The organism is Nocardia sp. NPDC050712 (assembly GCF_040654295.1).
In the GTDB taxonomy this organism is placed as follows: domain Bacteria; phylum Actinomycetota; class Actinomycetes; order Mycobacteriales; family Mycobacteriaceae; genus Nocardia.
Window position 1 is genome coordinate 509665 of the sequence record NZ_JBFAHT010000004.1, and the last position, 26927, is coordinate 536591.

The 26927-nt window shown below is 69.3% G+C and carries 26 protein-coding genes; 11 read left to right on the forward strand and 15 right to left on the reverse strand.

Annotation, left to right across the window (positions count from 1 at the left end; genetic code table 11):
- Positions 1 to 4: 4 nt before the first annotated feature.
- Together AB0H76_RS30605 and AB0H76_RS30610 are read right to left on the reverse strand one after the other, a co-directional pair.
- Positions 5 to 532, reverse strand: coding sequence for a GNAT family N-acetyltransferase (locus AB0H76_RS30605; protein WP_357330491.1), 528 nt, complete (start codon positions 530 to 532; stop codon positions 5 to 7).
- A gap of 19 nt (positions 533 to 551) precedes the next feature.
- Positions 552 to 1217: a TetR/AcrR family transcriptional regulator C-terminal domain-containing protein gene (locus AB0H76_RS30610; protein WP_357330492.1), complete on the reverse strand. Its 666-nt coding sequence runs from the start codon at positions 1215 to 1217 to the stop codon at positions 552 to 554.
- Positions 1218 to 1325: 108 nt separating this feature from the next.
- Between AB0H76_RS30610 and AB0H76_RS30615 the strand changes: the two genes are divergently transcribed.
- From AB0H76_RS30615 to AB0H76_RS30635, 5 genes are all read left to right on the forward strand, one after another.
- The gene (locus AB0H76_RS30615) at positions 1326 to 2156 is read left to right on the forward strand and encodes an NAD(P)H-binding protein (protein WP_357330493.1); all 831 of its coding nucleotides are present in this window, start codon (positions 1326 to 1328) and stop codon (positions 2154 to 2156) included.
- A 246-nt stretch (positions 2157 to 2402) separates the two neighbouring features.
- On the forward strand, positions 2403 to 3770 hold the full coding sequence (locus tag AB0H76_RS30620; RefSeq protein ID WP_357330494.1) for an FHA domain-containing protein: 1368 nt from the start codon (positions 2403 to 2405) through the stop codon (positions 3768 to 3770).
- Between the two features lie 48 nt (positions 3771 to 3818).
- Positions 3819 to 6128, forward strand: coding sequence for an FdhF/YdeP family oxidoreductase (locus tag AB0H76_RS30625; protein WP_357330495.1), 2310 nt, complete (start codon positions 3819 to 3821; stop codon positions 6126 to 6128).
- Positions 6125 to 6937 carry a formate dehydrogenase accessory sulfurtransferase FdhD gene (gene fdhD / locus AB0H76_RS30630; RefSeq protein ID WP_357330496.1) on the forward strand — a complete coding sequence of 271 codons (813 nt, stop codon included), beginning with the start codon at positions 6125 to 6127 and terminating at the stop codon, positions 6935 to 6937. Before AB0H76_RS30625 ends, fdhD begins: the two co-directional genes overlap by 4 nt.
- A 75-nt stretch (positions 6938 to 7012) precedes the next feature.
- Positions 7013 to 7546, forward strand: coding sequence for a hypothetical protein (locus AB0H76_RS30635; protein WP_357330497.1), 534 nt, complete (start codon positions 7013 to 7015; stop codon positions 7544 to 7546).
- A gap of 52 nt (positions 7547 to 7598) precedes the next feature.
- Here AB0H76_RS30635 and AB0H76_RS30640 read toward each other — a convergent pair whose 3' ends face one another.
- Together AB0H76_RS30640 and mihF are read right to left on the reverse strand one after the other, a co-directional pair.
- Positions 7599 to 8006 (reverse strand): NUDIX domain-containing protein, encoded by a 408-nt coding sequence (locus AB0H76_RS30640; protein WP_357330498.1) that lies wholly within the window; start codon positions 8004 to 8006, stop codon positions 7599 to 7601.
- Between the two features lie 38 nt (positions 8007 to 8044).
- Positions 8045 to 8359, reverse strand: coding sequence for an integration host factor, actinobacterial type (gene mihF, locus AB0H76_RS30645; protein ID WP_194819046.1), 315 nt, complete (start codon positions 8357 to 8359; stop codon positions 8045 to 8047).
- A 196-nt stretch (positions 8360 to 8555) separates the two neighbouring features.
- On the opposite strand from mihF, the gene AB0H76_RS30650 reads away from it, so the two are divergent.
- Both AB0H76_RS30650 and AB0H76_RS30655 read left to right on the forward strand, forming a co-directional pair.
- A complete protein-coding gene (locus AB0H76_RS30650) occupies positions 8556 to 8786 on the forward strand; it encodes a hypothetical protein (protein ID WP_357330499.1) in 231 nt (76 codons plus the stop codon).
- Positions 8787 to 9079: 293 nt separating this feature from the next.
- Positions 9080 to 9457, forward strand: a complete 378-nt coding sequence (locus tag AB0H76_RS30655) for a nuclear transport factor 2 family protein (RefSeq protein ID WP_357330500.1) — start codon at positions 9080 to 9082, stop codon at positions 9455 to 9457.
- 83 nt (positions 9458 to 9540) lie between these two features.
- Here the strand turns inward: AB0H76_RS30655 and AB0H76_RS30660 are convergent, their stop codons facing one another.
- The 6 genes from AB0H76_RS30660 to AB0H76_RS30685 all read right to left on the reverse strand — a co-directional run bounded on the left by AB0H76_RS30660 (position 9541) and on the right by AB0H76_RS30685 (position 15430).
- A complete protein-coding gene (locus AB0H76_RS30660; protein ID WP_357330501.1) occupies positions 9541 to 9963 on the reverse strand; it encodes an STAS domain-containing protein in 423 nt (140 codons plus the stop codon).
- Between the two features lie 228 nt (positions 9964 to 10191).
- Positions 10192 to 11472: an ATP-dependent Clp protease ATP-binding subunit ClpX gene (clpX, locus tag AB0H76_RS30665; protein WP_357330502.1), complete on the reverse strand. Its 1281-nt coding sequence runs from the start codon at positions 11470 to 11472 to the stop codon at positions 10192 to 10194.
- 390 nt (positions 11473 to 11862) lie between these two features.
- Positions 11863 to 12528, reverse strand: coding sequence for an ATP-dependent Clp protease proteolytic subunit (locus tag AB0H76_RS30670; protein ID WP_357330503.1), 666 nt, complete (start codon positions 12526 to 12528; stop codon positions 11863 to 11865).
- Positions 12529 to 12571: 43 nt separating this feature from the next.
- Positions 12572 to 13159 (reverse strand): ATP-dependent Clp protease proteolytic subunit, encoded by a 588-nt coding sequence (locus AB0H76_RS30675; RefSeq protein WP_357330504.1) that lies wholly within the window; start codon positions 13157 to 13159, stop codon positions 12572 to 12574.
- Between the two features lie 190 nt (positions 13160 to 13349).
- Positions 13350 to 14714 (reverse strand): trigger factor, encoded by a 1365-nt coding sequence (tig, locus tag AB0H76_RS30680; protein WP_357330505.1) that lies wholly within the window; start codon positions 14712 to 14714, stop codon positions 13350 to 13352.
- 200 nt (positions 14715 to 14914) lie between these two features.
- Positions 14915 to 15430 carry an FKBP-type peptidyl-prolyl cis-trans isomerase gene (locus tag AB0H76_RS30685; protein ID WP_357330506.1) on the reverse strand — a complete coding sequence of 172 codons (516 nt, stop codon included), beginning with the start codon at positions 15428 to 15430 and terminating at the stop codon, positions 14915 to 14917.
- Between the two features lie 121 nt (positions 15431 to 15551).
- On the opposite strand from AB0H76_RS30685, the gene AB0H76_RS30690 reads away from it, so the two are divergent.
- Genes AB0H76_RS30690 through AB0H76_RS30700 form a run of 3 tightly spaced genes read left to right on the forward strand, consistent with a single transcriptional unit; the run spans position 15552 to position 22204 of the window.
- Positions 15552 to 18020, forward strand: coding sequence for a phosphoketolase family protein (locus AB0H76_RS30690; RefSeq protein WP_357330507.1), 2469 nt, complete (start codon positions 15552 to 15554; stop codon positions 18018 to 18020).
- 24 nt (positions 18021 to 18044) lie between these two features.
- Positions 18045 to 19601 (forward strand): 3' terminal RNA ribose 2'-O-methyltransferase Hen1, encoded by a 1557-nt coding sequence (locus tag AB0H76_RS30695; RefSeq protein ID WP_357330508.1) that lies wholly within the window; start codon positions 18045 to 18047, stop codon positions 19599 to 19601.
- Positions 19601 to 22204: a polynucleotide kinase-phosphatase gene (locus AB0H76_RS30700; RefSeq protein WP_357330509.1), complete on the forward strand. Its 2604-nt coding sequence runs from the start codon at positions 19601 to 19603 to the stop codon at positions 22202 to 22204. The genes AB0H76_RS30695 and AB0H76_RS30700 overlap by 1 nt, the downstream gene beginning before the upstream one ends.
- Here the strand turns inward: AB0H76_RS30700 and AB0H76_RS30705 are convergent, their stop codons facing one another.
- Positions 22205 to 23131 (reverse strand): AraC family transcriptional regulator, encoded by a 927-nt coding sequence (locus AB0H76_RS30705; RefSeq protein WP_357330510.1) that lies wholly within the window; start codon positions 23129 to 23131, stop codon positions 22205 to 22207.
- A 122-nt stretch (positions 23132 to 23253) separates the two neighbouring features.
- Here AB0H76_RS30705 and AB0H76_RS30710 point away from each other — a divergent pair, with 122 nt between their 5' ends.
- Positions 23254 to 23928 carry an NAD(P)H oxidoreductase gene (locus AB0H76_RS30710; RefSeq protein ID WP_357330511.1) on the forward strand — a complete coding sequence of 225 codons (675 nt, stop codon included), beginning with the start codon at positions 23254 to 23256 and terminating at the stop codon, positions 23926 to 23928.
- Between the two features lie 3 nt (positions 23929 to 23931).
- On the opposite strand, the gene AB0H76_RS30715 is transcribed toward AB0H76_RS30710, so the two are convergent.
- The 4 genes from AB0H76_RS30715 to AB0H76_RS30730 form a co-directional block, all read right to left on the reverse strand.
- Positions 23932 to 24648 (reverse strand): ESX secretion-associated protein EspG, encoded by a 717-nt coding sequence (locus tag AB0H76_RS30715; protein WP_357330512.1) that lies wholly within the window; start codon positions 24646 to 24648, stop codon positions 23932 to 23934.
- Positions 24645 to 25214 carry a hypothetical protein gene (locus AB0H76_RS30720; RefSeq protein WP_357330513.1) on the reverse strand — a complete coding sequence of 190 codons (570 nt, stop codon included), beginning with the start codon at positions 25212 to 25214 and terminating at the stop codon, positions 24645 to 24647. The genes AB0H76_RS30715 and AB0H76_RS30720 overlap by 4 nt, the downstream gene beginning before the upstream one ends.
- Positions 25211 to 25579, reverse strand: a complete 369-nt coding sequence (locus AB0H76_RS30725; protein WP_357330514.1) for a hypothetical protein — start codon at positions 25577 to 25579, stop codon at positions 25211 to 25213. The genes AB0H76_RS30720 and AB0H76_RS30725 overlap by 4 nt, the downstream gene beginning before the upstream one ends.
- Positions 25580 to 25821: 242 nt before the next feature.
- Complete coding sequence (locus AB0H76_RS30730; RefSeq protein ID WP_357330515.1) at positions 25822 to 26898, reverse strand: CaiB/BaiF CoA-transferase family protein; 1077 nt, start codon at positions 26896 to 26898, stop codon at positions 25822 to 25824.
- Positions 26899 to 26927 lie beyond the last annotated feature (29 nt).

The following is a 26927-nucleotide window of genomic DNA, read 5'->3' on the forward strand; positions in this document are numbered from 1 at the left end:
GGCGTCAGTCGAAGGTCCAGTCGGCGAGGTCGGCGCGCATGCAGGCGCGGGGCCAGCGGTCCAGGCCGTGGGTGGATTCGGCGGCACGGAGTTCCCGCAGGCCGGGGGTTTCGGCGCCCGGAGCCAGGTAGTGGAAGCCGAGGCGCTCGTAGTACGGGCCGTTCCAGGGCACCTCGGTGAAGGTGGTCAGGGTGATCGCTTGCAGGTCTTGATCTTTCGCCCAGCGGACGGCGTGATCGATCAGGCCCTTGCCGATGCGGTGACCCGCATGGTCGGGATCCACCGAGACCTGGTCGATGTGGGCGTTGCCGTCGACCAGGCCGAGCACCAGGTACGCGATCGGGTGATCGGTGTCGTCGGGAAGGACCCAGGCGCGTCCGGCCCGCTGGAACTCGCGCAGCGTGGCCAGCGTGGGCGGGTCGTCGTCGGCGACGGCCTGCATTCCGATGCCCGCGAACGGTTTTCCCGCGGCGCGTTCGATATCTTGGAGTACCGGCAGGTCGGACTCGCTCGCCTGCCTGATCTTTCGCATCATCGATCCTGGCACGGATTCAGCCGGCCGGCGTAGCGAGTATTCCGTTGATCAACACCCGCAGCGCCCACGCCTCGCGCGCGTCCCCACCGGCCAGCATCTCCGCGCCCAGGCCGACGATCATCGGATAGCGCTCGGCGGGCAGTTCGTCGAAGGTCCGCTGCGCGGCCGCGACCGTGTCCTGCTCGTCACCGCCTTTGACGTTGTAGGCGCTCTGTTCGGCCGCCTGCGCGGTGATGTACAGGTACAGCAGATCGACGGCCCAGGCCTTGGTGCGCGCGTCCAGTCCGCCCTCGTCGAGCACCGCCAGCAGGCGTTCGATCAGGGCCAGGGCGTTCGGGCTGGTGGGTATCGCGCCCAGCGCCACCAGCGCCAGGCCCTCGTGCTTGCTCATCACCGCCACCGCCGCCTCGACCAGCGCGTCCAGGCGCTCCCGCCAGCCGCCGCCCGGCGGGTCCGGCACGGTCCCGAGCACGTGGTCGAGCATGGCCGCCATCAGGTCGTCGCGGTTGGCGACGTAGACGTAGAGCGAGGCCGCTCCGGTGTCGAGATCCTGGGCCACGCGACGCATGGTGAGCGCGGATAGGCCCTCCCGGTCCAGGATCCGCAGACCGGTTTCGACGATGACCTCGCGGCTGAGCGGCGCTTTCGCCGGGCGGGCGCGGCGGCTGACGGGAGCACTCATGGCGTTGAGCATACGCCCATGACGAACGCCGTTTGACACGAACAGTGTTCGGATCTACGGTTTATTTCAACGAACAACGTTCGTTCACCTCCCGTTCAGGAGCTTCCCATGTTTCTCATCACCGGCGGCCGCGGCGCGGTCGCCACCCACCTGTCCGTTCTCCTCCGCGCCGATGGCCACACCGTCCGCGTCGGTTCCGCCCGCCCCGAAGCACTCGACCAGCCTGCCGTCGCCTGCGACCTGCGGGATCCGAGCACCTTCGCCGGCGCCCTGGGCGGCGCCGACGCCGTCTTCCTCTACGCCGAGGCCGCCCACCTCACCGAATTCGTCGGTGCCGCGGCCGAAGCCGGTGTCGGCCATATCGTGCTGCTGTCCTCGTCGTCCACGCTGGATCCCGACGCCGCCGCCAATCCGGTCGCGAAGACCCATCTCGACGCCGAACGCGGTCTCGACGACGCCCCCATGACGGTCACCGTGCTGCGCCCCGGCGCCTTCGCGGGCAATGCCCGCAGCTGGTCGCACCCGATCCGCGCCGGGCATCCGGTCGAGCTGCCCTTCCCGAACGCCTACACCGATCCGATCCACGAACACGACCTCGCGGCCGTCGCGCACGCGCTGCTCACCCGGCCGGCGCACCGCGGTCGCCGCCACACGCTGACCGGCCCGCAAACCCTCACCTTCCGCGAACAGCTGGCACTGATCGCCGGGGTCATCGGCCGGCCGGTCGACTGCGCGCACGTCACCCCGGAGGCTTGGCGCGCCACCGTGTCCGAGTACATCCCGCCCGCCTATGCGACGGGGCTGCTCGACTACTGGGCGCGGTGCGACGGCCTGCCCACCCCCCTTACCGATGCGGTCGAACAGATCATCGGACGACCGGCGCGGCCGTTCACCGAGTGGGTGATCGATCACGTCGATGAGTTCGCGCCGGGCGCATGATCCTCATCACCGCAGGCAGTGGCGAAGTCGACGGCGCGAGTGCGGTGCCGCGGCGGTGAATCCGCACTGCACGGGGTGGACGCGCGCCGCCGGGCAGTCGCGATCCGGTTCCGCGCGAGCCGGATCGGGCCGTCCGGGACAACCTATGCTGGACGCCGGTATGAGCGGGTGCGACCACCGAATCCGCCGCTCGTGCCGCGGCCGCGCGTCAGCGTGCCGCACGCGGGTGCTCGGAAGGAGGCGCGGGTGGTCAAGAACCCGTCGACCGTCGGGATCGCGCCGGGCGAAGGTCTCATCGCACGCTTCGGCGAGGTCGTCATCTATCTGGGCGGCGAAACCGCCGCTACCGACCGGATTCTCGGCGCCATCGAGGCCGTGGCGGTGGGCGACCATCCCGGCGCGGCGATAGTGCAGCGGCTGGCCGCCGTCATCTTCGTCGGCGGATCGGAGCCGCCGCCGTTCGGGCTGGTGGCGCCGACCTCCGACGGCACCGTCATCCTGCTGCGCGGCTCGCTGATCGCCGAAATCCAAGGCGCCGAAGGGACCCGGCGACTATCCGGGGCCCGCGCCTTCACCTGGGTCGACGAGATCGTGCGGGAACCGGTGCGCCGCATCACTGTCAGCGGCAATATCGACATGCCGGTGCACCCGCGTTCGAATCTGCGCGACGGGATCGTCCCGGGCGGCGGCTTCGAACTCCGCGTCGGGTTGCGCCGGGCCGGAAAACGACCGGCCCAGCGCCCCGCCACCAAACCGCAGGCCGCCGATACCGCCGAGCCCGCCCAGACCATGCCCGCGGGCTTCGACGCCCTCGACGCGCTGGACGAACCCACCGTGCCGGAGAGCTCGCGCCGCGACCGGACCGCCCGCTCCGACCGTGCGTCGGACACCTCGCCGAAAACCGCTGCCGCGGGAACCGCCGCGCAGAGTGCGGAAACCTCCAGCTCGAGCCGGTCCCCGGCCACCGCAGCGCACAGTCCCGAAACCTCCGGGCCGAATCGCCTCGTCCGCGGCGACACCTCCGGCCCCGTCCGCACCACCGGCGGTAAACCCGTCCAGCCGCGCCGTGTCTCGGATGCCGACGGCCCCACCGCCAAGGCCGAGGGCGGGCGCGCCGAGCCGGCGTCCACCGAGGCCATGCCGAAGGCCTGGTCCCAACTGCCCGACTCGGACCCGGTGGTGCTGCGGAAGGACTCGATGCCGGCCGCGCCGCAACCGCCCGCCACCGCGCCGGACTCGCGCGGTTCCGGTGCGCTCGTCTACGCGGACACCGTGTTTCCGCTGGACCGCCCCTATGTGATCGGCCGCAGCCCCGGTGCGGACGACTCGGTGCGCACCTCGGCCGCCGCCCCGCTGCAGATCCCGCGCGACCGGCACGTCTCCCGGGTGCACGTCTACGTGACCCTGGAACGCGGCAAGGTCTTCGTCCGGGACGCCGGCACGCCCGCGGGCACCTTCATCGCCGCGCCGGGCGCGGACGGGTGGACGCGCATCGGCGCCGCGGCCACCGAACTGCCCCCGGGCTGGAGCATCCGCATCGGCGAACGCGTGGTCACCTACCGCCCCGGTGAGCGCCGTTCGGCGGTGCCGAAGATCTTGCAGAAGCGCCGCTGATCGGGGGTTGCCGCCGGTTGCGGGCGAGGAGAGAGGACAATATCGAGCATGCACCGCAGCGGTCCCAGACAGGACATCGACGAGTCGGCCCTGAGCGTGACCCCGCCGAAGCAGCGGGCTGCCGGACTCACCGCGGTCGCCGTCTCGCTGAAGCGGTCGGTGGACGAGATGGGTGTCGTCCGCACCGCGCGCACGCTGGCGCGGGTCAACCAGGTGCACGGCTTCGACTGCCCCGGGTGCGCGTGGCCCGAGCCCACCGGGCATCGCCGCCCCGCCGAATTCTGTGAGAACGGCGCGAAGGCCGTCGCGGAGGAAGCGACGCTGCGCACCGTCACCCCGGAGTTCTTCGCCACCCATTCGGTGGACGAGCTGGAGAGCAAATCCGGATACTGGCTGGGACAGCAGGGCCGGCTCACCCACCCCATGGTGCTGCGGCCGGGCGCCACGCACTACGCGCCCGTCGACTGGGACGACGCCTACCGGTTGATCGCGGATGAGTTGCGCGCCTTGGCTTCTCCCGACGAGGCGGTGTTCTACACCTCCGGGCGCACCGCCAACGAGACGGCGTTCCTCTACCAGCTGCTGGTCCGCAGTTTCGGCACCAACAATCTGCCGGACTGTTCGAACATGTGCCACGAGTCCTCCGGGACGGCGCTGAACAGTTCCATCGGCATCGGCAAGGGTTCGGTGTCGATCGACGACTTCGGCCAGGCCGACCTGATCATCGTGGCGGGCCAGAACCCGGGTACCAATCATCCGCGCATGCTCAGCGCCCTGGCGGGCGCGAAAGCCAACGGCGCCAAGGTGATCGCGGTGAACCCGCTGCCCGAGACCGGCCTGCTCGGCTTCCGGGATCCGCAGACGGTGCGGGGCGTGACCGGCGGCGTCGCCATCGCCGACGATTTCCTGCAGATCCGCCTCGGCGGCGATCTGGCGCTGTTCCAGGGTCTGGGGCGGCTGCTGTTCGAGGCCGAGGACCGCGCACCGGGCACCGTGGTGGATCGCGCGTTCGTCGACGCGCACTGCGCGGGGTTCGACGCCTACGAAAACCACACGCGCGCGGTCGATCTCGGCACCGTGCTGGAGGCGACCGGGCTCACCCGCGCCGATCTGGACCGCACCGCCGCGCTGTTCGCCCGGTCGCAGCGCGTCATCATCTGCTGGGCGATGGGCTTGACCCAGCAGGTGCACGGCGTCGCCACCATCGAGGAGGCCACGAATCTGCTGCTGCTGCGCGGCATGATCGGCAAGCCGGGCGCGGGCGTCTGCCCGGTGCGCGGGCACTCGAACGTGCAGGGCGACCGCACCATGGGCATCTGGGAGAAGATGCCCGCCGCCTTCCTCGACGCGCTGGACCGCGAATTCGGCATCACCAGCCCGCGCGCGCACGGCTTGGACACCGTCAACGCGATCCGCGCCATGCGCGAGGGGCGGGCGAAGGTGTTCTTCGGCATGGGCGGCAATTTCGTCTCCGCCACTCCCGACACCGAGGTGACCGAGGCCGCGCTGCGCGGCTGCGGCCTGACCGTGCAGGTGTCGACCAAACTCAATCGCAGCCACGTGGTGCACGGCCGCACCGCGCTCATCCTGCCCACCCTGGGCCGCACCGACGCCGATGTCCGCGACGGTGTGAAACAGCAGGTGTCGGTGGAGGATTCGATGTCGATGGTGCATCTGTCCACCGGGCGATTACACCCGGTGAGCGAGCACTTACGCAGCGAGGTCGGCATCGTCTGTGAACTGGCCGTCACGCTGTTCGGCCCGGACCATCCGGTGCCCTGGGACCGGTACCGCCGCGACTACGACAAGATCCGCGACGCCATCGCCCGGGTGATCCCCGGCTGCGCCGATTACAACAAGCGGGTGCGCGAACGCAACGGCTTCGTCCTGCCGCACCCGCCGCGCGACGCGCGCGAATTCCGCACCGCCACCGGCAAAGCCAACTTCGCGGTGAACGACCTGTACTGGCTCCCGGTGCCGCCGGGGCGGCTGATCCTGCAGACACTGCGCAGCCACGACCAGTACAACACCACCATCTACGGCTTGGACGACCGCTACCGCGGCGTGCACGGCGGCCGCCGCGTGGTCCTCGCGCACGGTGCGGACATCGCCGAATTCGGTTTCGCGGACGGCGATCTGGTGGACGTGGTGTCGGAGTGGACCGACGGCTCCGAACGCCGCGTCACCGGCTTCCGCCTCGTCGCCTACCCGACCCCGCGCGGCAACGCCGCCGCCTACTACCCCGAGACCAACCCGCTGATCCCGCTCGATCACGTTGCGGCCCGGTCGAATACGCCGGTCTCGAAGGCTGTGACGATTCGCCTGGAACCGCATGTGCATGTCGGTGCGCAGTCGTGAGCCGGGTTACTGCCCGCCGCCCTACCGTTCGCATCACCCAGGCCGGTGAGATCAGACGCCCTGACACGCTCGCGGTCGAGGAGCCACTCGAAATCCGGCTCGACGGCCAGTCTTTGACGGTCACCATGCGCACCCCGGGCAGCGATATCGATCTGGTGCACGGATTCCTGTTGAGCGAGAACATCATCGCCACCGCCGAGGATATCGTCAGCGCGCGCTACTGCGCGGGCACCGACGAGAACGGCCAGAACACCTACAACGTGCTCGACGTCCAGCTCCGCACTGCCGCGCCGGTGCGGCCCCGCGCGTTCCTGACCACCGGCGCCTGCGGCCTCTGCGGCAAGACCGCTTTGGACGAGGTCCGTGCCCGCACCCGCTACCCCATTCCCGCCGCGGGGCTCACCGTCGAGGCCGCCGCCCTGGCCGCCATGCCGGGCACGCTGCGGGCCGAGCAGGCGGTGTTCGACGCGACCGGCGGCCTGCATGCCGCCGGGCTGTTCACCGCCGACGGCGCCGTGCTGGCCGTGCGCGAGGACATCGGCAGGCACAACGCCGTCGACAAGGTTCTCGGCTGGGCGCTGCGCGAGAACCGTGTGCCCGCGCACGATCTGGTCCTCATCGTCAGCGGCCGCGCCTCGTTCGAGCTCGCGCAGAAGGCGGTGCAGGCCGGTATCCCGCTGCTCGGCGCCGTGTCCGCCCCGAGTTCGCTCGCGGTCGATCTCGCGGCCGATTCGAATCTCAGCCTGGTCGGCTTCCTGCGCGGCGAGACGATGAACATCTACACCGGCGCCCACCGCATCACCCGATAGCGGCTGCTTGCCGGTAGGTGTGTCGCCGGTTTACGGTGACAGCACCGATCTCCTTCGGCAGAAATGGGGCGACCGATGCGGTTCAGGTTGGAAGGCGATTCCGGCGGCGTCCGCGTCCGGATGCATTTCGAACAGCATCGGCGGCGCTGGCTGGCCGTGCGAATCATGTTGGGAATCCTGGCGTTCACGGGGCTGACGATCGGCCTGTGGGCCGTGCTGGCGCCGCAGTCCTGGTACAACAGCTTCCCCGGCTTCGGCATGCACTGGGTCTCCGTGGACGGTCCGTACAACCACCATCTGGTCGGCGATGTCGGCGGCTTCTTCCTGGCACTGGGCGCGATCTCGGCGTTCGCCCTGTGGCGCGGCGGCGCCGCGCTGGCGCAGGCCGCCGGTATCGGCTGGCTGGTGCTTTCGGTGCCGCACACGATCTATCACGTCTCGCACAAACCGGCCGAACTCGGTTCGGTCAGTTACACGTTGAGCCTGCTCGCCGTGCTCGCGCTGTTCGGGCTCGGGCTGGCGTGCCTGCTGGTGCCGCCGCGCGGCGCGCAGGTGCCCGATCCGGAACCGATCGAATTCCGCTTTCCCCGCCGGCGGGGCTCCCGCTGAAACTGTTTACGCCCCACAGCCTTCGGCTGCGGGGCGTATTCAGGTCTGCGGGTCAGGCCGGCCGGTCCCACCCACCGATCGAGGTGAGGTGGTGCAACGCGAGCACCACGGCCGGGGCGCACAGGTGGCCGTCTTCCGGTCCGAGCCAAGCCATTTCGGCGATCTCCGCGGCCGGGGCGGGCCTACCTTGTCCCGGTGCGCGAAAACAGTGCATCTCGACGAGGGTGCCGGGGCGACCGTGGGCCGGAGCCGTAATGGTCACCTCGGGCGTGAGGGCGTGCTCACTGAGCCGCACGCCGACTTCCTCGCGAACTTCACGGACGAGCGCTCGCGCCAGGGTTTCCCCTGGCTCCGGCTTGCCGCCGGGTAGATAGAAGGCGTCGCGGCCCTGAGTGCGAACCGCGAGCAGCCTGCCATCCTCGACACACAACCAAGCAACGGACGTGAGCGTTCGTTCCATGCCCAGCAGACTACGACGCAGGCGAAACCCGGTGGGGCTCAGGCCTCGAGCGCGTCCAGCAGGGCAGCCCGCTGGCGGGCGCCGAGCCCACCGATGCGGCGATCCTCGGGGATCTCGGCCTGGTCCATCAGCTTCGCGGCCTTGACCGGTCCAACTCCGGGCAGCGCCTTGATCACGGCGGCGACCTTCGTCTTCTTCACCAGGTCATCGGTCTCCGCCTTCTTCAGCAGTTCCGCGACCGAGACCTTGCCGGCCTTCACCTTGCCGATCAGTTCGGAGCGCGCCTTGCGCACCGCGGCCGCTTTGGCCAACGCCTCGGTGCGCTGCTCGGCGGTCATCGTGGGCAGTGCCATAACTCCTCCGCTTTCACTCGTCACTCGAACATCTGGATCGAACATCTGCTTGACCGGACCGAGTAAACAGCACGTACCTGGCGGTTCGGTGCCGACACACCGCGTAGTGATGGCGATGAGTTTTCTGGTGTCGCCGCGTCAGACCTGGTGTACCGCCCGCAGATAACGGGCGAAACGGACGAAAGGAATACGGAATATGCAGCTTTCACTTACCCGGTTCGCCACCTTCGACAGCGACTACCAGGCGCCCGGCGGTCCGGAGGAAAATACCAGTGCCGGATTGCCGCCCGGCGAGCGGACGGGCCTGGTCCCGAAAGTGCTTGTTCCGCAATGCTTTCCAGCAGACCGGCCGTCGGGCCGCGCAGTTTCGGGGCACCGGAACGGATTTGGCGACAGCGCCTACGGAAAGGCGAACGCACCCGAATAAGCCCCGCCGGGGAGCGACCCATTACGGCCCACCGTCTGCCGTAACAGCGGGCCCGCACCGGCCGACACAATTAGCAGAGAGACCTGCACAGGACAAAGGTTCAACGGCGAACCAGGGGGAGCAACGAGGCTCCCCATCCCGGGCGCGACCCCGCGTCGTCACCGGTCCGCAGCAGCGACCAGCACCTGTCACAGCCGGGATTCCGGGTCGTCGGCGATGGCTAATCGCCCGGGCGACCCACCTGGTGCGCTACCCTCCGAACTGGAACACGTTTCAATTCGCAAGGGGTTTCCATGACACAGCAGATCCGCGATGTCGTCGAGCAGTACGTCAAGCTGGTCGGTTCCGGTCCGACCGAGGACATCGTCCAGCTCTACGCGCCAGACGCCACGGTGGAGGACCCCATCGGCACCGAGCCCCGGGTGGGCCACGAGGCCATCCGGGAGTTCTACGAGGTGATCGCCAACCTCGACCGGGAGACCGAACTGCGCCCCGAGACGGTGCGGATCGCCGGCAACCACGCCGCCTTCCTGTTCACCCTCGTCACCAAGTTCGGCGATCAGCGCTTCACCCTCTCCCCCATCGATGTGATGGAGTTCGACGACGCCGGCAAGATCACCCGCATGCGCGCCTACTGGAGCCAGGAAGACATGAGCAGCGCCCCCGACTGAAGAAGTCGAGGGCGCTCCGAGAGTGCGGTAGCGGTGTGTCCCGGCCCCGGTTCTGGAGGCCGGACCCACCCGCCGCCGGGCGGCTAGGCGACGTCCAGCACGGCCGCTGCCACATTCGGGGCGATCTCGAAAGCGGCTGTGCCGGCGGCGACCTCGAGCAGCCGATCCACGCAGTGCGGCCCGGTCACCAGGCGCAGCGTGCGCCCGGTGTGCCCGGTCCAGTCCCGGGCCTCCAGCAGGACCCGCAGGCCGCAGACGCCGAAGAAGCTCACCATCGAGAGATCGACGACCACGGTGGGCGCCGCGGTATTCAGGCAGCCGATGAGCTCGCGGCGCAGAATGTCGGCGGTGAACTGGTCGATCTCGCCCGCGACGGCGCAGAGGGTGACAGTGGCGGCGGGCTGGGTGAGGGAGATACTGAGCCGATCCGCGGGATGTGGCGGCTTCGGTGTAGCCAGGCGCCGTTTTGTCGACGTGGCTGTGACGTGGGTGGCAATGACGGACATGGGAACCCCGGTCCTGTCGCGCACGGCAGCCGCGAAACCGCTACCGGCGAGAATTTTTCACCACGAGCAAATGGGGCTCGTAACTAGGCTGGTTGCTCAACCCTTACTCAGGTGTACCCCAACAGACAGGTCTGTACACCTCGGATGGCGAATTCGTCCCATATTCCCCGGGCAGCAGAAAGCCCGGTGTCGCGGACGGGACACCGGGCTTCGGTACTGCTGGGGCTACTACGCCGACTTCTCGCGGCGCTCGGTGCGCTGCGCCTTGCGGGGCACGATGGTGGGCAGCACGTTCTCGGTGACGGTATCGGCGTTCACGACCACCTTGGCGACGTCGTCGCGGCTGGGGATGTCGTACATCACCGGCAGCAGGACTTCCTCCATGATGGCGCGCAGGCCGCGCGCGCCGGTGCCGCGCAGGATGGCCTGATCGGCGATCGCCTCCAGCGCGTCCTGGGTGAATTCCAGGTCGACGCCGTCCATTTCGAACAGCCGGATGTACTGCTTCACGAGCGCGTTCTTCGGCTCGGAGAGGATCTTGACCAGGGATTCCTTGTCCAGATTGGTCACCGAGGCGACGACCGGGAGGCGGCCGATGAACTCGGGGATCAAGCCGAACTTGATCAGATCTTCCGGCATCACCTCGGCGAAGTGGTCCATGGTGTCGACCTCGGCCTTGGAGCGCACCTCGGAACCGAAGCCGATGCCGCGATGACCGGTGCGCTCGGAGACGATCTTCTCCAGGCCCGCGAACGCGCCCGCCACGATGAACAGCACGTTGGTGGTGTCGATCTGGATGAACTCCTGGTGCGGGTGCTTGCGTCCGCCCTGGGGCGGCACCGAGGCCTGCGTGCCCTCCAGGATCTTCAGCAGCGCCTGCTGCACGCCCTCACCGGAGACGTCACGGGTGATGGACGGGTTCTCGCTCTTGCGGGCGATCTTGTCGACCTCGTCGATGTAGATGATGCCCGTCTCGGCGCGCTTGACGTCGTAGTCGGCGGCCTGGATCAGCTTGAGCAGGATGTTCTCGACATCCTCGCCCACGTAGCCGGCCTCGGTGAGCGCGGTGGCGTCGGCGATGGCGAACGGCACGTTCAGCATCTTGGCCAGCGTCTGCGCCAGGTAGGTCTTGCCGCAGCCGGTCGGGCCCAGCATCAGGATGTTGGACTTCGCCAGCTCGACCACCTCGCCGCGGCTGTCGCGGCTCTTGTCGCCGGCCTGGATCCGCTTGTAGTGGTTGTAGACGGCCACGGCCAAGGTGCGCTTGGCGGTGTCCTGCCCGATGACGTAGTTCTCCAGGAAGTCCCGGATTTCCGCCGGCTTGGGCAGCTCATCGAGCTTGACCTCGCTGGACTCGGCCAGCTCCTCCTCGATGATCTCGTTGCAGAGGTCGATGCACTCGTCGCAGATGTACACCCCTGGTCCCGCAATGAGCTTCTTGACCTGCTTCTGGCTCTTTCCGCAGAACGAGCACTTGAGCAGATCGCCGCCATCTCCGATGCGCGCCATCTCGTGGGTCCCTACTTCCTTGTCCGCGTGCAACCGTCTGTCCAGGTTGCCAGCTATCCGCCGTACTCGCGTGTAATCACGAACACTTCGAGCATTTCGCGCGGGTCGGGCGGAGCCGTCAACCGGGAGCAAAGGTCCCTAGCTCGACCGTACCCGGTGAGTGTGACGGAGGTCGACAACTCGAGCATGTTTCTCGCCCCGGGATGTGCGAGTTCTCACTGCTTTGTAACACGTTCCGCGCTACGAGGGCGGATTCACCCCACCGTAGGCCCGGAATCGCCGATCCGCGCGTCGCCGCGCGCGGATCCACCGTAGAAAACAGGCCGGGCAGTTTGCCGTTAGGCCCACCGCCCGGCCGAATTCACCTGACAAACAGCAACTTCCGAGCGATTACTTCTGCGCGCTCAGCTTGCGGTAGTCGAACACCGTGTCCACGATGCCGTATTCCTTGGCATCGGCCGCGGTGAGGATCTTGTCGCGGTCGGTGTCCTTGCGGATGGTGTCCGCGTCCTTGCCGGTGTGGTAGGCGAGCGTGGTCTCCATCAGGCGCCGCATGCGCTCGATCTCGGCCGCCTGGATCTCCAGGTCCGACACCTGACCCTGGATGCCACCCTCCAGCGACGGCTGGTGGATGAGCACGCGGGCGTTGGGCAGGCAGGCACGCTTGCCGGGGGTGCCGGCGGCCAGCAGCACCGCGGCGGCCGAGGCGGCCTGGCCCAGGCAGACGGTCGCGACGTCGGCGCGCACGTACTGCATGGTGTCGTAGATCGCCATCAGCGAGGTGAACGAGCCACCCGGCGAGTTGATGTACATGGTGATGTCACGGTCGGGATCCAGCGACTCCAGCACCAGCAGCTGCGCCATGATGTCGTTGGCCGAGGCGTCGTCCACCTGCACGCCGAGGAAGATGATGCGCTCCTCGAACAGCTTGTTGTACGGGTTGGACTCCTTCATCCCGAAGCTCGAGTGCTCGATGAACGAAGGCAGGATATAGCGCGCCTGTGGGCTCGCCGGTGCGATGCCGGACAGTCCGGCGCGCGGGTCGATCAGGGCCATCTCGTCTCCAAAGTCTCTGTGGGTGAGCGGTTTTCGCTGCGGCTCAGTTACCCGCGCCGTTGGCCTGGTTCGCGTGGCCGATCACGTGATCGATGAAGCCGTACTCGAGGGCCTGCTTCGCCGTGAACCAGCGATCGCGATCGGCGTCGATGGTGACCTGCTCGACGGACTTGCCCGTGTGGTGCGCCTGCAACTCGTTCAGCTCACGCTTGGTGTGCGCGAACTGCTCGGCCATGATGGCGATGTCGGCGGCCGAGCCACCGATACCGGCGGAGGGCTGGTGCATCATGATGCGCGCGTGCGGCAGCGCGTAGCGCTTGCCCTTGGTGCCCGCGGTGAGCAGGAACTGCCCCATCGAGGCCGCCAGGCCCATGCCGAAGGTGGCGATATCGCACTCGACGAACTGCATGGTGTCGTAGATGGCCATACCCGCGGTGACCGAACCACCCGGCGAGTTGATGTAGAGCAAGATGTCTTTGTTGGAGTCCTCGGCCGCGAGCAGCAGGATCTGAGCGCACAGCTTGTTGGCGATATCGTCGTCGACCTGCGTCCCCAGGAAGATGATGCGCTCACGCAGCAGGCGCTCGTACACCGAATCACTGAGGTTGAGTCCAGCAGTCGCTGCTGTCATGACGACCCCTGCCTGGTTGTTTGTCACGGATACCTGCCTTCTCTTCTCACCGGCTTGCTTGTCTGGAGAAAACCTACACAGCGTCTGCTGTCACAAACACTAACGAAGCGGGGCGGCACCGAACTCCCGGTACCGCCCCTTCTTCGCTCAGAGCGCAATCAAGGCGTTGCTGCCCTGGGCTTTTCTGAAATTATTCGGCGGCTTCGGCTTCGACCTCGTCGGCGACCTCATCGGCCGGATTGCCGAACATCTCGGCGGTGTCGACGACATCGCCGTTGGAGTCGGTCACCTTCACCGAGCCGACCACACCGGCGAGCGCCTTGCCGCGGCGCACGTCGGCGAAGATCGCGCCGAGCTGGCCCGCCTGCTGCACCTGCTGGATGAACTGCTCCGGCGACAGGCCGTAGCGCTGGGACTGGAACAGGATGCGCTCGGTGAGCTCCTCCTGGCCGACCTGGGTGCCCTCGGCCTCGGCGATGGCGTCCAGCAGCAGCTGGGTCTTCACCGACTTCTCGGCCGATTCCTTGGTGTCCTTCTTGAACTCTTCCAGGCTGGAGCCCTGCGCCTCGAGCGCCTCGCCCAGCTTGGCCTCGTCGTGGTCGAAGCTGTGCACGGCGTCGTGCTCGACGGCCTCGATCTCGGCCTTGACCACGGCCTCGGGCAGCGGGACCTCGACCTTGTCGAGCAGGGTCTCGAGCACCTTGTCGCGGATCTCGCCGGCCTGGGTGACCTGCTTGTTGCGCCGGACGCGGCTCTTCAGATCGTCCTTGAGCTCTTCGAGGGTGTCGAATTCCGAAGCCAGCTGGGCGAACTCGTCGTCGGCCTCGGGCAGCTCGCGCTCCTTGACCGACTGCACGGTGACCTTGATGGCGGCTTCCTTGCCCGCGTGCTCACCGGCCACCAGCGTGGAGGTGAACTCGCCGGTCTCGCCGGCGGACAGGCCGATGACGGCCTCGTCCAGGCCCTCGATGAGCTGACCCGAGCCGACCTCGTGCGAGAGGCCGGTGGTGGAGGCGTCGGCCACCTCTTCGCCGTCCACCGTGGCGGACAGGTCGATCGAGATGAAGTCGCCGTCCTGGACCGCGCGCTCGACCGGGTTCAGGGTGCCGAAGCGCTGGCGCAGCGACTGCAGCTGCTCGTCGATGTCGGCGTCCTCGATGGTGAACGCGTCGACGGTGACCTCGATGTCGTCGTAGGCCGGGAGGGTGATCTCCGGGCGCACGTCGACCTCGGCGGTGAAGGCGAGCTCCTGGCCGTCTTCGATCTTGGTGATCTCGATCTCCGGCTGGCCGATGACCTTGATGTCGGCGGCGGTGACGGCCTCGCTGTAGCGGCCGGGCAGCACGTCGTTGACGACCTGCTCCAGCACGGCGCCGCGGCCGACGCGGGTCTCGATCAGCTTGGCCGGGGCCTTGCCGGGACGGAAGCCGGGGATGCGGACCTGCTGGGCCAGCGCCTTGTACGCCTTGTCGAAGTCGGGCTTCAGCTCCTCGAAGGGCACCTCGACATTGATCCGGACCCGGGTCGGGCTCAGCTGCTCGACGGTGCTCTTCACGGACATGCTCCTTGTTCGTTGTTCGGTTCGGTGTTCGTTCTGGTCGCGCAAAAACTGTGGGTGCGCACGACGAAGCCCGCCCCGATGAGTGGAGGGGACCCGCCCGTCTGGACGACGAGGCGGTGTACGCATCCCGACCAGGTTAGTTGAACGCCGCCGAGGGCGTATTTCCGCCCCCGGCGGGGGGTGCTACGACAGGTTTACTGGCCGATCTTCACCGCGTCGGTGACGAACACCAGCGTCTCGTTCGGCTTGACGCCGTTGCCGCCGGCGCCGTAGCCCAGGGTCGGCGGCACGATCAGCAGTCGGCGCGCGCCCTGCTCGATGCCGACCAGGCCCTGATCCCAGCCCTGGATGACCTGGCCCGCGCCGAGGGTGAGCGGGAACGGCTTGCCGCGATCGAAGGAGCTGTCCAGCTTCTTCTTGTCCGACCAGGTGACCAGGGAGTAGTTCATCGAGAGCGCCTGGCCCGCGGTGGCGCCCGGGCCGCTGCCCGCGACCAGATCCTTGCTGATCAGCTCCGTGGGCGGCTTGCAGTCGTCCGGGATGGTGATCTTCGGGTTCTCGCCGAAACCGCCGGTGACCCCGATGTCGTCGGCGGTGCAGACGCGGGTCGGTGCGGCGGCCGCCTTGTCGTCGTCGCCGCCGCAGGCGGTCAGCGTGAGCGCGGCCATGGCAACGGTGCCGATTCCGATGATCCTGCCGAGTGTTCGCATGCGGCGGACACTATTGCACCGGCCCGCCGCGCGCCTATCCGGCCTCGGTCCGGCCGTGCCTCACGCAGAATGGGTACGGCACGCAAGACGGATGGACACACCGAGCGTGAGGAGTCCGGGAATGACCCAGGCGAGCGGCACCGAGGATGACACCTCGGCCGACAATGTGGGCGGCAGCGGCGGCGACACCGTGGCGCCCACGCCCTATCGGCTCGGCGACGCGCCGGGCCCGCTGGATCGGGACGAGCTCACCTCGATCGACGCCTGGTGGCGCGCGGCGAACTATCTGGCGGTCGGCCAGATCTATCTGATGAGCAATCCGCTGCTGCGCGAGCCGCTGGCGGCCGAGCACATCAAGCCGCGGCTGCTCGGGCATTTCGGCACCGTGCCCGGGCTGAATCTGGTGTGGGTGCACGCCAATCGCGCGATCCGCCGGCGCGGCCTGAACGCGGCGTTCGTCGCGGGTCCCGGGCACGGCGGGCCGGGGCCGAACGCCTGCGCCTGGCTGGAGGGCACCTACTCCGAGCTGTACAGCCACATCCCGCGCGACGGGGCCGGGATGGGCGCGCTGTTCGCGCAGTTCTCCTTCCCCGGCGGCGTGCCGAGTCACTGCGCGCCGGAGACGCCGGGCTCGTTCCACGAGGGCGGTGAGCTCGGGTACTCGCTGCTGCACGCCTTCGGCGCCGCGCTGGACCACCCGGATCTCACCGTGTTCTGCGTCGTCGGCGACGGCGAGGCCGAAACCGGGCCGCTGGCCACCAGCTGGCACGCCAACAAGTTCCTCAATCCCGGGCGCGACGGCGCGGTGCTGCCGATTCTCGCGCTGAACGAATACAAGATCGCCAATCCGACCATCCTGGCGCGGATACCGGAGTCGGAGCTGATCTCGCTGCTGCGCGGCTACGGCTACGAGCCGCTGGTGGTCTCGGGTCAGGATCCGGCCGCGGTGCACCAGGACATGGCGACCGCGGTGGACACCTGCCTGGAACGCATCGCCCAGATCCAGCGGGCCGCGCGCGGCGGCGCCGACCACGAACGGCCGATCTGGCCGATGATCGTGCTGCGCACCCCGAAGGGCTGGACCTGTCCGCCGCGGGTGGACGGCGAGCAGGTCGAAGGGACCTATCGCGCCCATCAGGTGCCGCTGCCCGCCGCCCGCTCCGACGACGGTCACCGCGTGGTGCTGGAGCAGTGGCTGCGCTCCTATCGGCCGGAGGAGCTGTTCGACGAGGCCGGCCGGCCGGTCTCGGAGCTGACCGACCTGGTGCCCGCCGGCGAGCGGCGGATGAGCGCGAGCCCGGTGGCCAACGGCGGCATGCTGGTCCGCGATCTGCGCCTGCCCGACTGGCGCGACTACGGCGTGCCGGTCGACGCACCCGGCAGCGGCCAGCACGAGGCGACCCGGGTGCTCGGTGCCTGGCTGCGCGACGTCACCGCCGCCAACCCGGACAACTTCCTGACCTTCGCCCCGGACGAGCTGGCCAGCAATCGCCTCCAGGACATCCTGGAGGTCACCGGGCGGGACTGGCAGGCCGAAATCGGCGAGTACGACACGAAATTGGATCGCACCGGCCGGGTGATCGAGGTGCTCTCCGAGCACATGTGCCAGGGCCTGCTGGAGGGGTATCTGCTCACCGGCCGGCACGGGGTGTTCACCTGCTACGAGGCGTTCATCCACATCATCGACGCCATGTTCAATCAGCACGCCAAATGGCTGGACGCCAGCGCGCAGGTGCCGTGGCGGCGGCCCATCGCGAGCCTGAACTACCTGCTCTCCTCGCATGTCTGGCGGCAGGACCACAACGGGTTCACCCATCAGGATCCCGGGTTCCTGGATGTGGTGCTGAACAAGAAGCCCGAGATCGTGCGGGTCTACCTGCCGCCGGACGCGAACACGCTGCTGTCGGTGTACGACCACTGCCTGCGGTCCAAGCACTACGTCAACGTGGTGGTGGCCGGGAAACAGCCGCAGGCGGACTGGCTTTCGGTCGCCGACGCCGCCGTGCACTGTGCCCGCGGCGCGGGAATCTGGGATTGGGCGGGCCACAACGACGCCCTCGGCTCCACGCCGGACGTGGTGCTCGCCTGCGCGGGTGACGTGCCGACGCTGGAGACGCTCGCGGCCGCCGCGATTCTGCGGGATCGCATGCGGGACTTGCGTATTCGGGTGGTCAATGTCGTCGACCTGATGCGGCTGCTGCCCGAGCGGGAGCATCCGCACGGCCTGCCGGACCGGGAGTTCGACACGCTGTTCACCCGGGACCGCCCGGTGATCTTCGCCTTCCACGGCTACCCGTGGCTGATCCACCGGCTCACCTACAAGCGCACCAACCACGCCGAGATGCACGTTCGCGGCTACAAGGAGAAGGGCACCACCACAACACCTTTCGACATGGTGATGCTCAACGACATGGATCGCTTCCATCTGGTGATGGACGTCATCGACCGGGTGCCGGGGCTGCGCGAGAAGGCGGCGGGGCTGCGGCAGGAAATGGTGGACGCGCGCTGGAATGCCCGCGCCTGGACCCGCGAGCACGGCGAGGACATCCCCGTCGTCGCGCGGTGGGCCTGGCCCGACCCGAGCCGCTGAAACTCCCTTGCGACGTTCGCACAGGTGAGCGACGATCGCAGCATGCTCTTGACGATCACCTGTACACCGCCGGAGGGCGCGGGCTGGCCCGCGTCCGATCTGGGGTTCTTGCTGCACAAGAACCCCGGGCGGGTACAGGAGTTCGAGCAGTCCTACGGCACCGCGCACGTGCTGTATCCGGAGGCGAGCGCGCGGCGCTGCACCGTCGCGCTGCTGCTCGAGGTGGACCCGATCCGGCTGGTGCGCGGGCGATCCCGCAGTACCCCGGATTTCAGCCTCGGGCAGTACGTGAACGATCGGCCCTACGCGGCCTCCTCGCTGCTGTCGGTGGCGCTGGGCTCGGTGTTCCGCACCGCGCTGCGCGGGCGCTGCGAGCTGCGCCCGGAGCTGGCGCAGACGGAACTGCCGCTGCGGATCGAGTTGCCGGCCGTGCCGTGCAAGGGCGGCCCGGAGGCGGCGGAGCAGGTGTTCGCACCGCTGGGCTGGACGGTCCAGGCCACTCCCCTGCCGCTGGATCCGGCCTTCCCGGAGTGGGGTGAATCCCATTACCTGCGCCTGGAACTCACCGGAACCATGCGCCTGTCCGACGCGCTGTCGCATCTGTACGTACTGCTGCCGGTCCTGGACGGCGCCAAGCACTACTGGCTGGCCGCCGACGAGGTCGACAAGCTGATCCGCACCGCGGCCGGGTGGTTGGCCGAGCATCCGGAACGCGCGTGGATCACGCGCCGGTACCTGGCGCGCCGGCAGTCGCTGGTGCGGACCGCGCTGGCGCGGCTGGCCGAAGTGGACGAGGTGGAGCCGGAGCTGCTGGACGCGGTCGAGGTGGACGACGGCACCGGCCAGAGTGCGAGCGGCGCCGCGCCGACCGAACCGACGAGACAATCGAGCGCGGCAGCGATCCAGACCGGCTTGGACGATCCCCCGCCGGCCGAATCCGATACGCGCACACCCGCACTGGCGGTGCAGCGGCGGGCGGCGGTGCGGGCTCAGCTGCACGAGGCCGGCGCCCATCGGGTGCTCGATCTCGGCTGCGGCGAGGGCGTGCTGTTGCGCGAGCTGTTGTCGGACACGACGTTCACCGAGATCGTCGGTGTCGACGTGTCGATGCGCGCGCTCAACATCGCCAAGCGGCGCTTGCGGCTGGATCGGCTGCCGGAGCGGGTGGCGAATCGGCTGACCCTGCTCCAAGGCGCGCTCACCTACACCGATGCCCGGCTGCGCGGCTATGACGCGGCGGTGCTGATGGAGGTGATCGAGCACATCGATCCGCCGCGCCTCGGCGCGCTCGAACATGCCGTGTTCGGTTCGGCCGCACCGGCTTCCGTAGTGGTGACCACGCCGAACTCGGAGTTCAACGTGCGCTACGAGACGCTGCCGCACGGCGATTTCCGCCACGACGACCACCGGTTCGAGTGGACCCGTGCGGAATTCGCGGCCTGGGCCGAGGGTGTCGCGGCCCGCTACGGCTACGACGTGCGCTACCTCCCGATCGGCACACCCGACGAGGAAGTCGGGCCGCCCACCCAAATGGCGGTCTTCACCGAGCTCACGCGCAACGACGAGAAAGGAGCCGCGTGATGACCGAACTGAGCATCCCGGAGCTTTCGCTCGTCGTGCTGGTGGGCAGTACCGGCTCGGGTAAGTCCACCTTCGCGCGCAAGCATTTCCGTTCGACGGCGATCGTGTCCTCGGACGCCTGCCGCGGCGTCGTCAGCGATGACGAGAACGATCAGTCGGCGACCCCGGAGGCATTCGCGCTGGTGCACCACATCGCGGGCGTGCGGCTGCGGCGCGGGCTGCGCACCGTCATCGATGCCACCAACGTGCAGCCGAAGGCGCGACAGGAACTGGTCGCGGTGGCCCGGGCGCACGACGTGCTGCCGGTGGCGATCGTGCTCGACGTCCCGGATTCGGTCTGCCTGGAACGCAATTCGGCGCGCTCGGAGCGAGCCCACCTCGGCGCGCACGTGGTCACCCGGCAGCAGCGCGACCTGCGCCGGAGCCTGCGCGGTTTGGAGCGCGAGGGCTTCCGCAAGGTCTACGTCCTGCGCGGCGTCGCGGAGATCGAGGCCGCGACCATCGCCGACGAGCGGGCGTGGAACGACAAGCGCGAGGTCACCGGTCCGTTCGATGTCATCGGCGATGTGCACGGGTGCCGTTCCGAACTGGAGACCCTGCTGAGTGTCCTGGGTTATGACCTGGAGCGCGATGCCGTGGGCCGCGCGGTCGGCGCGCGTCATCCGGCCGGCCGCACGGCGGTGTTCGTCGGCGACCTGGTCGACCGCGGGCCCGATACCCCGGGCGTGCTGCGCCTGGTCATGGGCATGGTCGCGGCGGGCACCGCCCTGTGCGTCACGGGCAACCACGAGTACAAGCTGGTGCGGGCGCTCAGCGGCAAGAAGGTGAACCCGGCGCACGGTCTGGCCGAGTCCCTGGCGCAGCTGGAGGACCAGGACGAGGACTTCCGCAAGTCCGCCCTGGACTTCTGCCGCGGCCTGATCAGTCACTACGTCCTGGACGGCGGCAACCTGGTCGTCGCGCACGCGGGCCTGAAGGAGGAGTTCCACGGGCGCGCCTCCGGGCGGGTCCGCTCGTTCTGCATGTACGGCGAATCCACCGGCGAGACAGACGAATTCGGCCTGCCGGTGCGCTACCCGTGGGCCGAGGACTATCGCGGCCGCGCCACGGTCCTCTACGGGCACACCCCGATGACCGAGCTGCGCTGGGTCAACAACACGCTGTGCCTGGACACCGGCGTGGTCTTCGGCGGGCGGCTCTCCGCGCTGCGCTATCCGGAGCGGGAGCCGGTTTCCGTTCCGGCGGAGCGGGTTTGGTACGAGCCGGTACGTCCGCTGGAAGCCACCACCCTGGCCACTCCGGCCGGTGTGGTGCACCGCGACCCGGGCGTGCTCGACCTCGACGACGTCGTCGGGCGGCGCGTGGTGGAAACCCGCCACCACGGCCGGGTCGGCGTGCAGGAGGAGAACGCCGGCGCCGCACTGGAAGTCATGAGCCGCTTCGCGCTGGACCCGCGCTGGCTGGTCTATCTGCCGCCGACCATGTCGCCGTGCGCGACCTCGGCGCTGGAGGACTACCTGGAGCATCCGGCCGAGGCCTTCGCCTACTACCGCTCCGAAGGCGTGCGGCGGGTGGTGTGCGAAGAGAAGCACATGGGGTCACGGGCCATCGTCGTGGTGGCGCGCTCGGCCGCGGCCGCGCGTGACCGGTTCGGCGTCGGCGACGGCAGCAGCGGTGTCGTCTACACCCGCACCGGACGCCCGTTCTTCGACGACGACGCGCAGACCGAGGCCCTGCTGGGCCGGGTCCGGGCCGCCGCCGACCGCGCCGGGCTCTTCGAGGAGCTGCACACCGATTGGCTGGTGCTCGACACCGAGCTCCTGCCGTGGTCGGCCAAGGCCCTCGGCTTGCTGCGCAACCAGTACGCGGCGGTCGGCGCGGCCGCGCGCGCCTCGCTCGGCGCGGCATCGGAACTCCTTGCCGCCGTGGCGGATCGCGGCATCGATGTGGCCGGCCTGTCGGCCCGCACCGCTGCCCGGCGCACCGACGCGGCCGCCTTCACCACCGCCTACGGCCGCTACTGCTGGCCGGTCGACGGGCTCGACGGCATCCGCCTGGCGCCGTTCCAGATCCTCGCCGGCGAGGGCGTCAACTACGCGACCAACGAACACCGGTGGCATCTGGAGCGGATCGATCGCCTGGCCGACGCCGACGCCGGGCTGTTCACCAGGACCGACCGGATGTTCGTCGATCTGGGCGACACCGAACAGGTGGCCGCCGCGACGGCGTGGTGGACCGAGCTGACCACCGCGGGCGGCGAGGGCATGGTCGTCAAACCGGCGGAGTCGCTGGTTCGCGGGCCGGGCAAGACCGACGATCAGGGCGGCGCGACGAGCACCGGCCGGCTCGTCCAGCCGGGCGTGAAATGCCGTGGCCCGGAGTATCTCCGGATCATCTACGGCCCGGAATTCCAGCGTCCGGACAACCTGCGGCGGCTGCGCACGCGGGGCCTCGGCCGCAAGCGGTCGATGGCGCTGCGGGAATACGCGCTCGGCCTGGAAGCCCTGGACCGCTTCGCGGCGGGTGAACCGCTCTGGCGGGTGCACGAGGCCGTTTTCGCGGTCTTGGCCCTGGAGTCCGAGCCGGTCGATCCGCGGCTGTGACTACGCCGCCGCGGTGCGGAAGGCGGTGGGGCTCAGGCCCCGGTAGCGCTTGAAGGCGGCGCTGAAGCCGAAGGGGTCGGCATAACCGACCGACTTCGCGACCTGGGCGACGGTGAGATCGGTGTCGGCGAGCAGTTCCTCGGCTTCGTCCATCCGGAAGTCGGTGAGGTAGGCCAGGGGCGGGCGGCCCATGAGCTCGGTGAAGCGCTTGGCGAACAGGGCGCGCGAGACGCCCGCCTCGGCGGCCAGGGTGGCCACCGACCACGGGCGGGAGGGGTTGCCGTGCATGGCTTTCAGTGCCGGGGCGAGCAGCGGGTCGGACATGCCGCGGTACCAGGTCGGCGCGTCGGCGCCGGCCTGCTCGAACCAGGTTCGCAGGGTGCAGACCAGCGCCCAGTCCAGCAGGCGGTCCATCAGGGCCTGGGAGCCCGCGAGGTGGGCGGCGCAATCCATGGCGGCCCGCTCCAGCCAATCGCAGGTGTCGACGTCCTCCTGGATCACCAGGGCGGGCGGGAGCGCGCGCAGCAGGCGTTCGTGGCGGCGGCCCGCGGCCCGGTAGGCGCCGACGATCAGTGCCGTCTCGGAAGACTCCGCGCCCCAGCTGATTCCGCTGATCTCCGCGGCGGTGCACACGGGATTCTCGGTGAAGCAGGCGATTTCGTATTCGAGATGATCCCGCTGTAGCGAATCGGGACTGTCGGCGAGGTGGAAGGGGGCGCTCGCCCGGATCACCGCGGTGTCGCCCTTGCCGACGCGCTGCTGGGTGCCGTCGGGCAGCAGCAGCGTGCCGCCGCCGCGCAGCACCGAGATCATGGTCAGCGGGGCGCGATCGGCGAAGCGGATGGTCCAGGGCGCCTCCAGGCGCGCGTTGCTGACCACCGACCCTTCGGCGCGGATGCCGTTCAAAAGTGCGCTCACCGGATCCATAGCGCCCATCGTAGACGAACTCCTATCCATCGAAGGGTTTCTCCTATGGATCGTCCACACGATCGGCGGTCTACTGGAGACCTCGCCAGCCAGAACGACGCAACCGGATCAGGAGATACATCGTGCCGAACACCACCCAGCCCACCGCCCTCGTGGTCGTTTCCCATCACCGCACCGACTCGCTCACCGCGCACACCGCCCGCCGCGCCACCGAGCGGCTGGAATCGGCGGGCTACCGCGTGGACTACCTCGATCTGCACGCCGAGGGCTTCGACCCGCGCATGAACGCCGAGGACCAGCCGGACTGGGGCAACCGCGACAAGCCGTATTCGGCCGAGGCGCAAGCGCATATGCGGCGGATCCTGGCCGCGGACCTGGTGGTGGCGGTCTTCCCGGTGTACTGGCAGACGGTGCCGGGCCTGCTCAAGGGCTGGATCGACCGGGTCTGGAACTACGGATTCGCCTACGGCCGCAGCAAGCCCAAGCTCGCGGGCAAGCGCATGCTGTGGCTGGGCCTGGCGGGCATGACCAGCGACGACGCCTTCCTGCCCGATATGCACGCCACGCTCGAGGCCAATCTCAGCGCGGGCATCGCCTACTACTGCGGCTTCACGCACTCGCGCGTCGGCCTGTTGCCGGATGCCGAGGAACGCCCGCAGCGCCTCGACGACGCGGGCAACCTGCTGGTCGGCGCGGCGGTGGCGGGTGCCGAGCGGACGGCCCAGTACCGCGAATTCGACCGGCGCACACAGGAATTCCTGGACGAGTTCCTGGCCGCCGAGGTCGTCCCGGCCTGATCCTCAGCCGATCGCGGCGAGCCGTTTGAGCTGCCCCGCCAGCGCCTGGTCGGTGACCGGGGCCAGCGTGAGATCGGTGCTGGTGGTGAGCAGGTAGCGGCCGTCGCCGGTGAAGTCGAGCCAAGTGCGGTGCCGGGTGGGCGGGGACATCGGGTCCTCCGGGGCGACGGTGACGGTGATGAAGCCGCGCGCGTCGATCGGGCGATGCAGGGTGCGGCGCAAGGAGGCCGCGCGGCGGGCGGTTTCGGTGTGCTGCCAGTGATTCGGATCGTCGTAGAGGACGGCCTCGCGCGGTTCGCGCATCGCGGCCAGCCGGCCCGAGGGCGCGGTGCCGATGGCGTCGACCAGGTGCTGGGGGACATTGCGGGCATGGCACGCGATGACGGTGACATCGCAGGGGCCCGCGATCAGGACCGTGCCCCACACCAGGTGGGTGGCGCCGAAGGCGAGGATGGTCTCCTCGGACTGCCCGTCCGGGGTGTAGCGATCGCCGGAGACGGTGATGGTGGTGGCATCGGAGCGGGCGCACAGGGTGAGCGCGCCGGTCAGGTCCGGGTCGGCGTTGCGCTGGAAGCGCTCGGCGAGTTTCAGTTTGTCCCAGTCGTTTTCGCTGCGCACCGTGCCACGGTGCGCCATGTTGATCGGGTACGGCCTGCGGTCCAGGCCGGTCTCCACCGACCACACATAGGTGAATTCGTCGGGATCGAATTGCCATCTCACGGCGCGCACTCTTTCCGAGCGAAGGCGGGCACCGCATCCCCGGAGGCCACCAGCGTCGAGTTGTAGAGGAAAGTCAGCGCGTCCTGGGCGTCGGCGAGCGCGTCGGCGGCGGCGATGTCGTGCGCCATCTTCCGCGGCCCGCCCTCCACCACCTCCACCACCGGATCCGGATGCGGCACATAGGATTCCGGTAGCTCGGGGATGGCGTCACGCACCTTCTGCGCGGCCGCGGAATTCGCTTCCATCAGGCGCTGCACCTCGCCGCAGACCTGCTGCGCCGCGGCGCCGGCCTGGACGAAAGCCTCGGTCGACTCGCGCGCCGCGGCCGCGGCGCGCCCCTCCCAGTCCCCGAACTCGCGGCGCACGGCGCCGGTGAAGGCGTCGAAGGACTCGGCCAGCGTCTGCGCCGCCGCCCGCCACCCGTCGGCGGTGCGCCCCAGCGCGGCCGGGTCCAGCGCCTCGTGCACCAGGTCCCAGATCTCCCGGTGGGTGTAGGCGTCGAAGGATTCACGATCGGGAACATAAGCCGGATCGGCCCCCGCCGCACCCGGACCGTCGTCGGTCACCGTGTGCCCTCCAGTTGCTCGGTCGCCGCCCGCAGCGCCGCCCGCTGGGCGGCATCCGCCTGCGCGATCAACTGCCCGGCGGCCAGGTAGCCGACTTTCACCCGCAGCGCGGTCTCCTCGAAGGCGGCGAGCAGCGCGAGATATTCCGCCCCTTTGGCCTCGAACCCCCGCGCCAGCGCGTGCCCGGAGGCCAAGTCCGGAAACCCTTGCACCGCAGCGAGATCTGTCCCCTGCTCGCGCGCCCGGCGCAAGCCCGCCACCAGCGCGTCACAAGCCACGCCGAGCCGTCGCGCGGTATCCGCAGGTAGGTGGAACCCACCACTCGCGGCCGCGTCGAGCAACCCGCGCCCCTCGTCCGATCGCACCAGGTTTGCCCCCTCGAGCTAGGCCTGCACCACTGTCACCGAGCCCCGGCAGCCTATCAGCGGGGGCGAGCACGGACGGCGCGAACCCGATCGGCGGTAGCAGATTCCAATCACACAGGGCGGCTGTTGTATTCGGTCACCGCCGGGCCCGCGCGTGCCACCGGGGCGTTGGTCCGATAATTGCAAGCAGCTTGCTCGCGGCGACTGTAACCCGCGTCACTATGCCGGTCCCGGCGGCTCGACTACCGCCAGATCTCCTGGATCGGCGTGGCGAACTCCGGCACCGGGGCGGGGTCGGACGGCGGCGTGCGCGAGAAGCGGGGCGCGGGGGCGGGCTGCCGGACACCGTCGATGTCGACCAGCGCGCCCCGCGCGCTCAGGTGCGCGTCGTCGGCGGCCTCGGTGAACGTGCGCACCGGCGTCACGCAGGCGTCGACGCCGTCGAACAGCGCACACCACTGCGCCTGCGTCCGGGCGGCGAACTTGTCGGCGAAGATCTTGCGCAGCACCTCCTGTCCGCTCCTGTCCCGTTGCGGCGGCAGTGTTTCCGCGTCCAGTTCGAGCACGCGCAGCAGCTCGGCGTAGAACTGCGGCTCGTAGGCGCCCACCGCCATATACCGGCCGTCGGCGGTGGAATACGTGTCGTACCAAGCCATTCCGGTGTCGAGCAAGTTGGTGCCGCGCTCCTCGGACCACAGGCCCTGCTGGGCCATGGTCGCGAACACGTGCGACAGGGTCAGCACGCCGTCCACCATCGCGGCGTCCACCACCTGGCCCTGCCCGGACCGTTCGCGCTCCAGCAGCGCGGCGAGGATGCCGAGCACCAGGAAGACCGAGCCGCCGCCGTAGTCGCCGAGCAGGTTGATCGGCGGCACCGGCCGGTCCCCCTTGCGCCCGATCGCGTTCAGCGCGCCGGTGAGACCTATGTAGTTGATGTCGTGCCCCGCCTGCTGCGCGCGCGGGCCGTCTTGGCCCCATCCGGTCATGCGGGCGAAGACGAGTTGCGGGTTGCGCTGCAGCGCGACCTCGGGGCCGAGGCCGAGCCGTTCCACCACGCCCGGCCGGAAGCCCTCGATCAGCACGTCGGCGCGCTCGACGAGAGCCAGCACTGCCGCCAGATCGGCCGGGTCCTTCAGATCGGCCTCGGTGATGGTGCGGCCACGCAGCTGCGCGGCCAGGGCCGTGCGGTCCGGTACGCGCTGGACGCGCACCACGTCCGCGCCCAGGTCGGCCAGCATCATGCCCGCGTGCGGCCCGGGGCCGATGCTGGCCAGTTCGATGATGCGGATGCCCGCCAGCGGGCCCTTCGCGGTGCTCAAGTCGGTTCCCCCTGAGATGTCGTGCCGAT

Bases quoted from the DNA above. Each gene is read 5' to 3' on its own strand.
- AB0H76_RS30635 (WP_357330497.1), top strand. From the start codon at position 7,013: ATGCGGTTCAGGTTGGAAGGCGATTCCGGCGGCGTCCGCGTCCGGATG.
- AB0H76_RS30610 (WP_357330492.1), bottom strand. From the start codon at position 1,217: ATGAGTGCTCCCGTCAGCCGCCGCGCCCGCCCGGCGAAAGCGCCGCTC.
- AB0H76_RS30615 (WP_357330493.1), top strand. From the start codon at position 1,326: ATGTTTCTCATCACCGGCGGCCGCGGCGCGGTCGCCACCCACCTGTCC.
- AB0H76_RS30605 (WP_357330491.1), bottom strand. From the start codon at position 532: ATGCGAAAGATCAGGCAGGCGAGCGAGTCCGACCTGCCGGTACTCCAA.
- AB0H76_RS30670 (WP_357330503.1), bottom strand. From the start codon at position 12,528: ATGGCCCTGATCGACCCGCGCGCCGGACTGTCCGGCATCGCACCGGCG.
- AB0H76_RS30640 (WP_357330498.1), bottom strand. From the start codon at position 8,006: ATGGAACGAACGCTCACGTCCGTTGCTTGGTTGTGTGTCGAGGATGGC.
- AB0H76_RS30705 (WP_357330510.1), bottom strand. From the start codon at position 23,131: ATGGATCCGGTGAGCGCACTTTTGAACGGCATCCGCGCCGAAGGGTCG.
- AB0H76_RS30700 (WP_357330509.1), top strand. From the start codon at position 19,601: ATGACCGAACTGAGCATCCCGGAGCTTTCGCTCGTCGTGCTGGTGGGC.
- AB0H76_RS30675 (WP_357330504.1), bottom strand. From the start codon at position 13,159: ATGACAGCAGCGACTGCTGGACTCAACCTCAGTGATTCGGTGTACGAG.
- AB0H76_RS30655 (WP_357330500.1), top strand. From the start codon at position 9,080: ATGACACAGCAGATCCGCGATGTCGTCGAGCAGTACGTCAAGCTGGTC.
- AB0H76_RS30625 (WP_357330495.1), top strand. From the start codon at position 3,819: ATGCACCGCAGCGGTCCCAGACAGGACATCGACGAGTCGGCCCTGAGC.
- clpX (WP_357330502.1), bottom strand. From the start codon at position 11,472: ATGGCGCGCATCGGAGATGGCGGCGATCTGCTCAAGTGCTCGTTCTGC.
- AB0H76_RS30660 (WP_357330501.1), bottom strand. From the start codon at position 9,963: ATGTCCGTCATTGCCACCCACGTCACAGCCACGTCGACAAAACGGCGC.
- AB0H76_RS30650 (WP_357330499.1), top strand. From the start codon at position 8,556: ATGCAGCTTTCACTTACCCGGTTCGCCACCTTCGACAGCGACTACCAG.
- AB0H76_RS30690 (WP_357330507.1), top strand. From the start codon at position 15,552: ATGACCCAGGCGAGCGGCACCGAGGATGACACCTCGGCCGACAATGTG.
- AB0H76_RS30685 (WP_357330506.1), bottom strand. From the start codon at position 15,430: ATGCGAACACTCGGCAGGATCATCGGAATCGGCACCGTTGCCATGGCC.
- mihF (WP_194819046.1), bottom strand. From the start codon at position 8,359: ATGGCACTGCCCACGATGACCGCCGAGCAGCGCACCGAGGCGTTGGCC.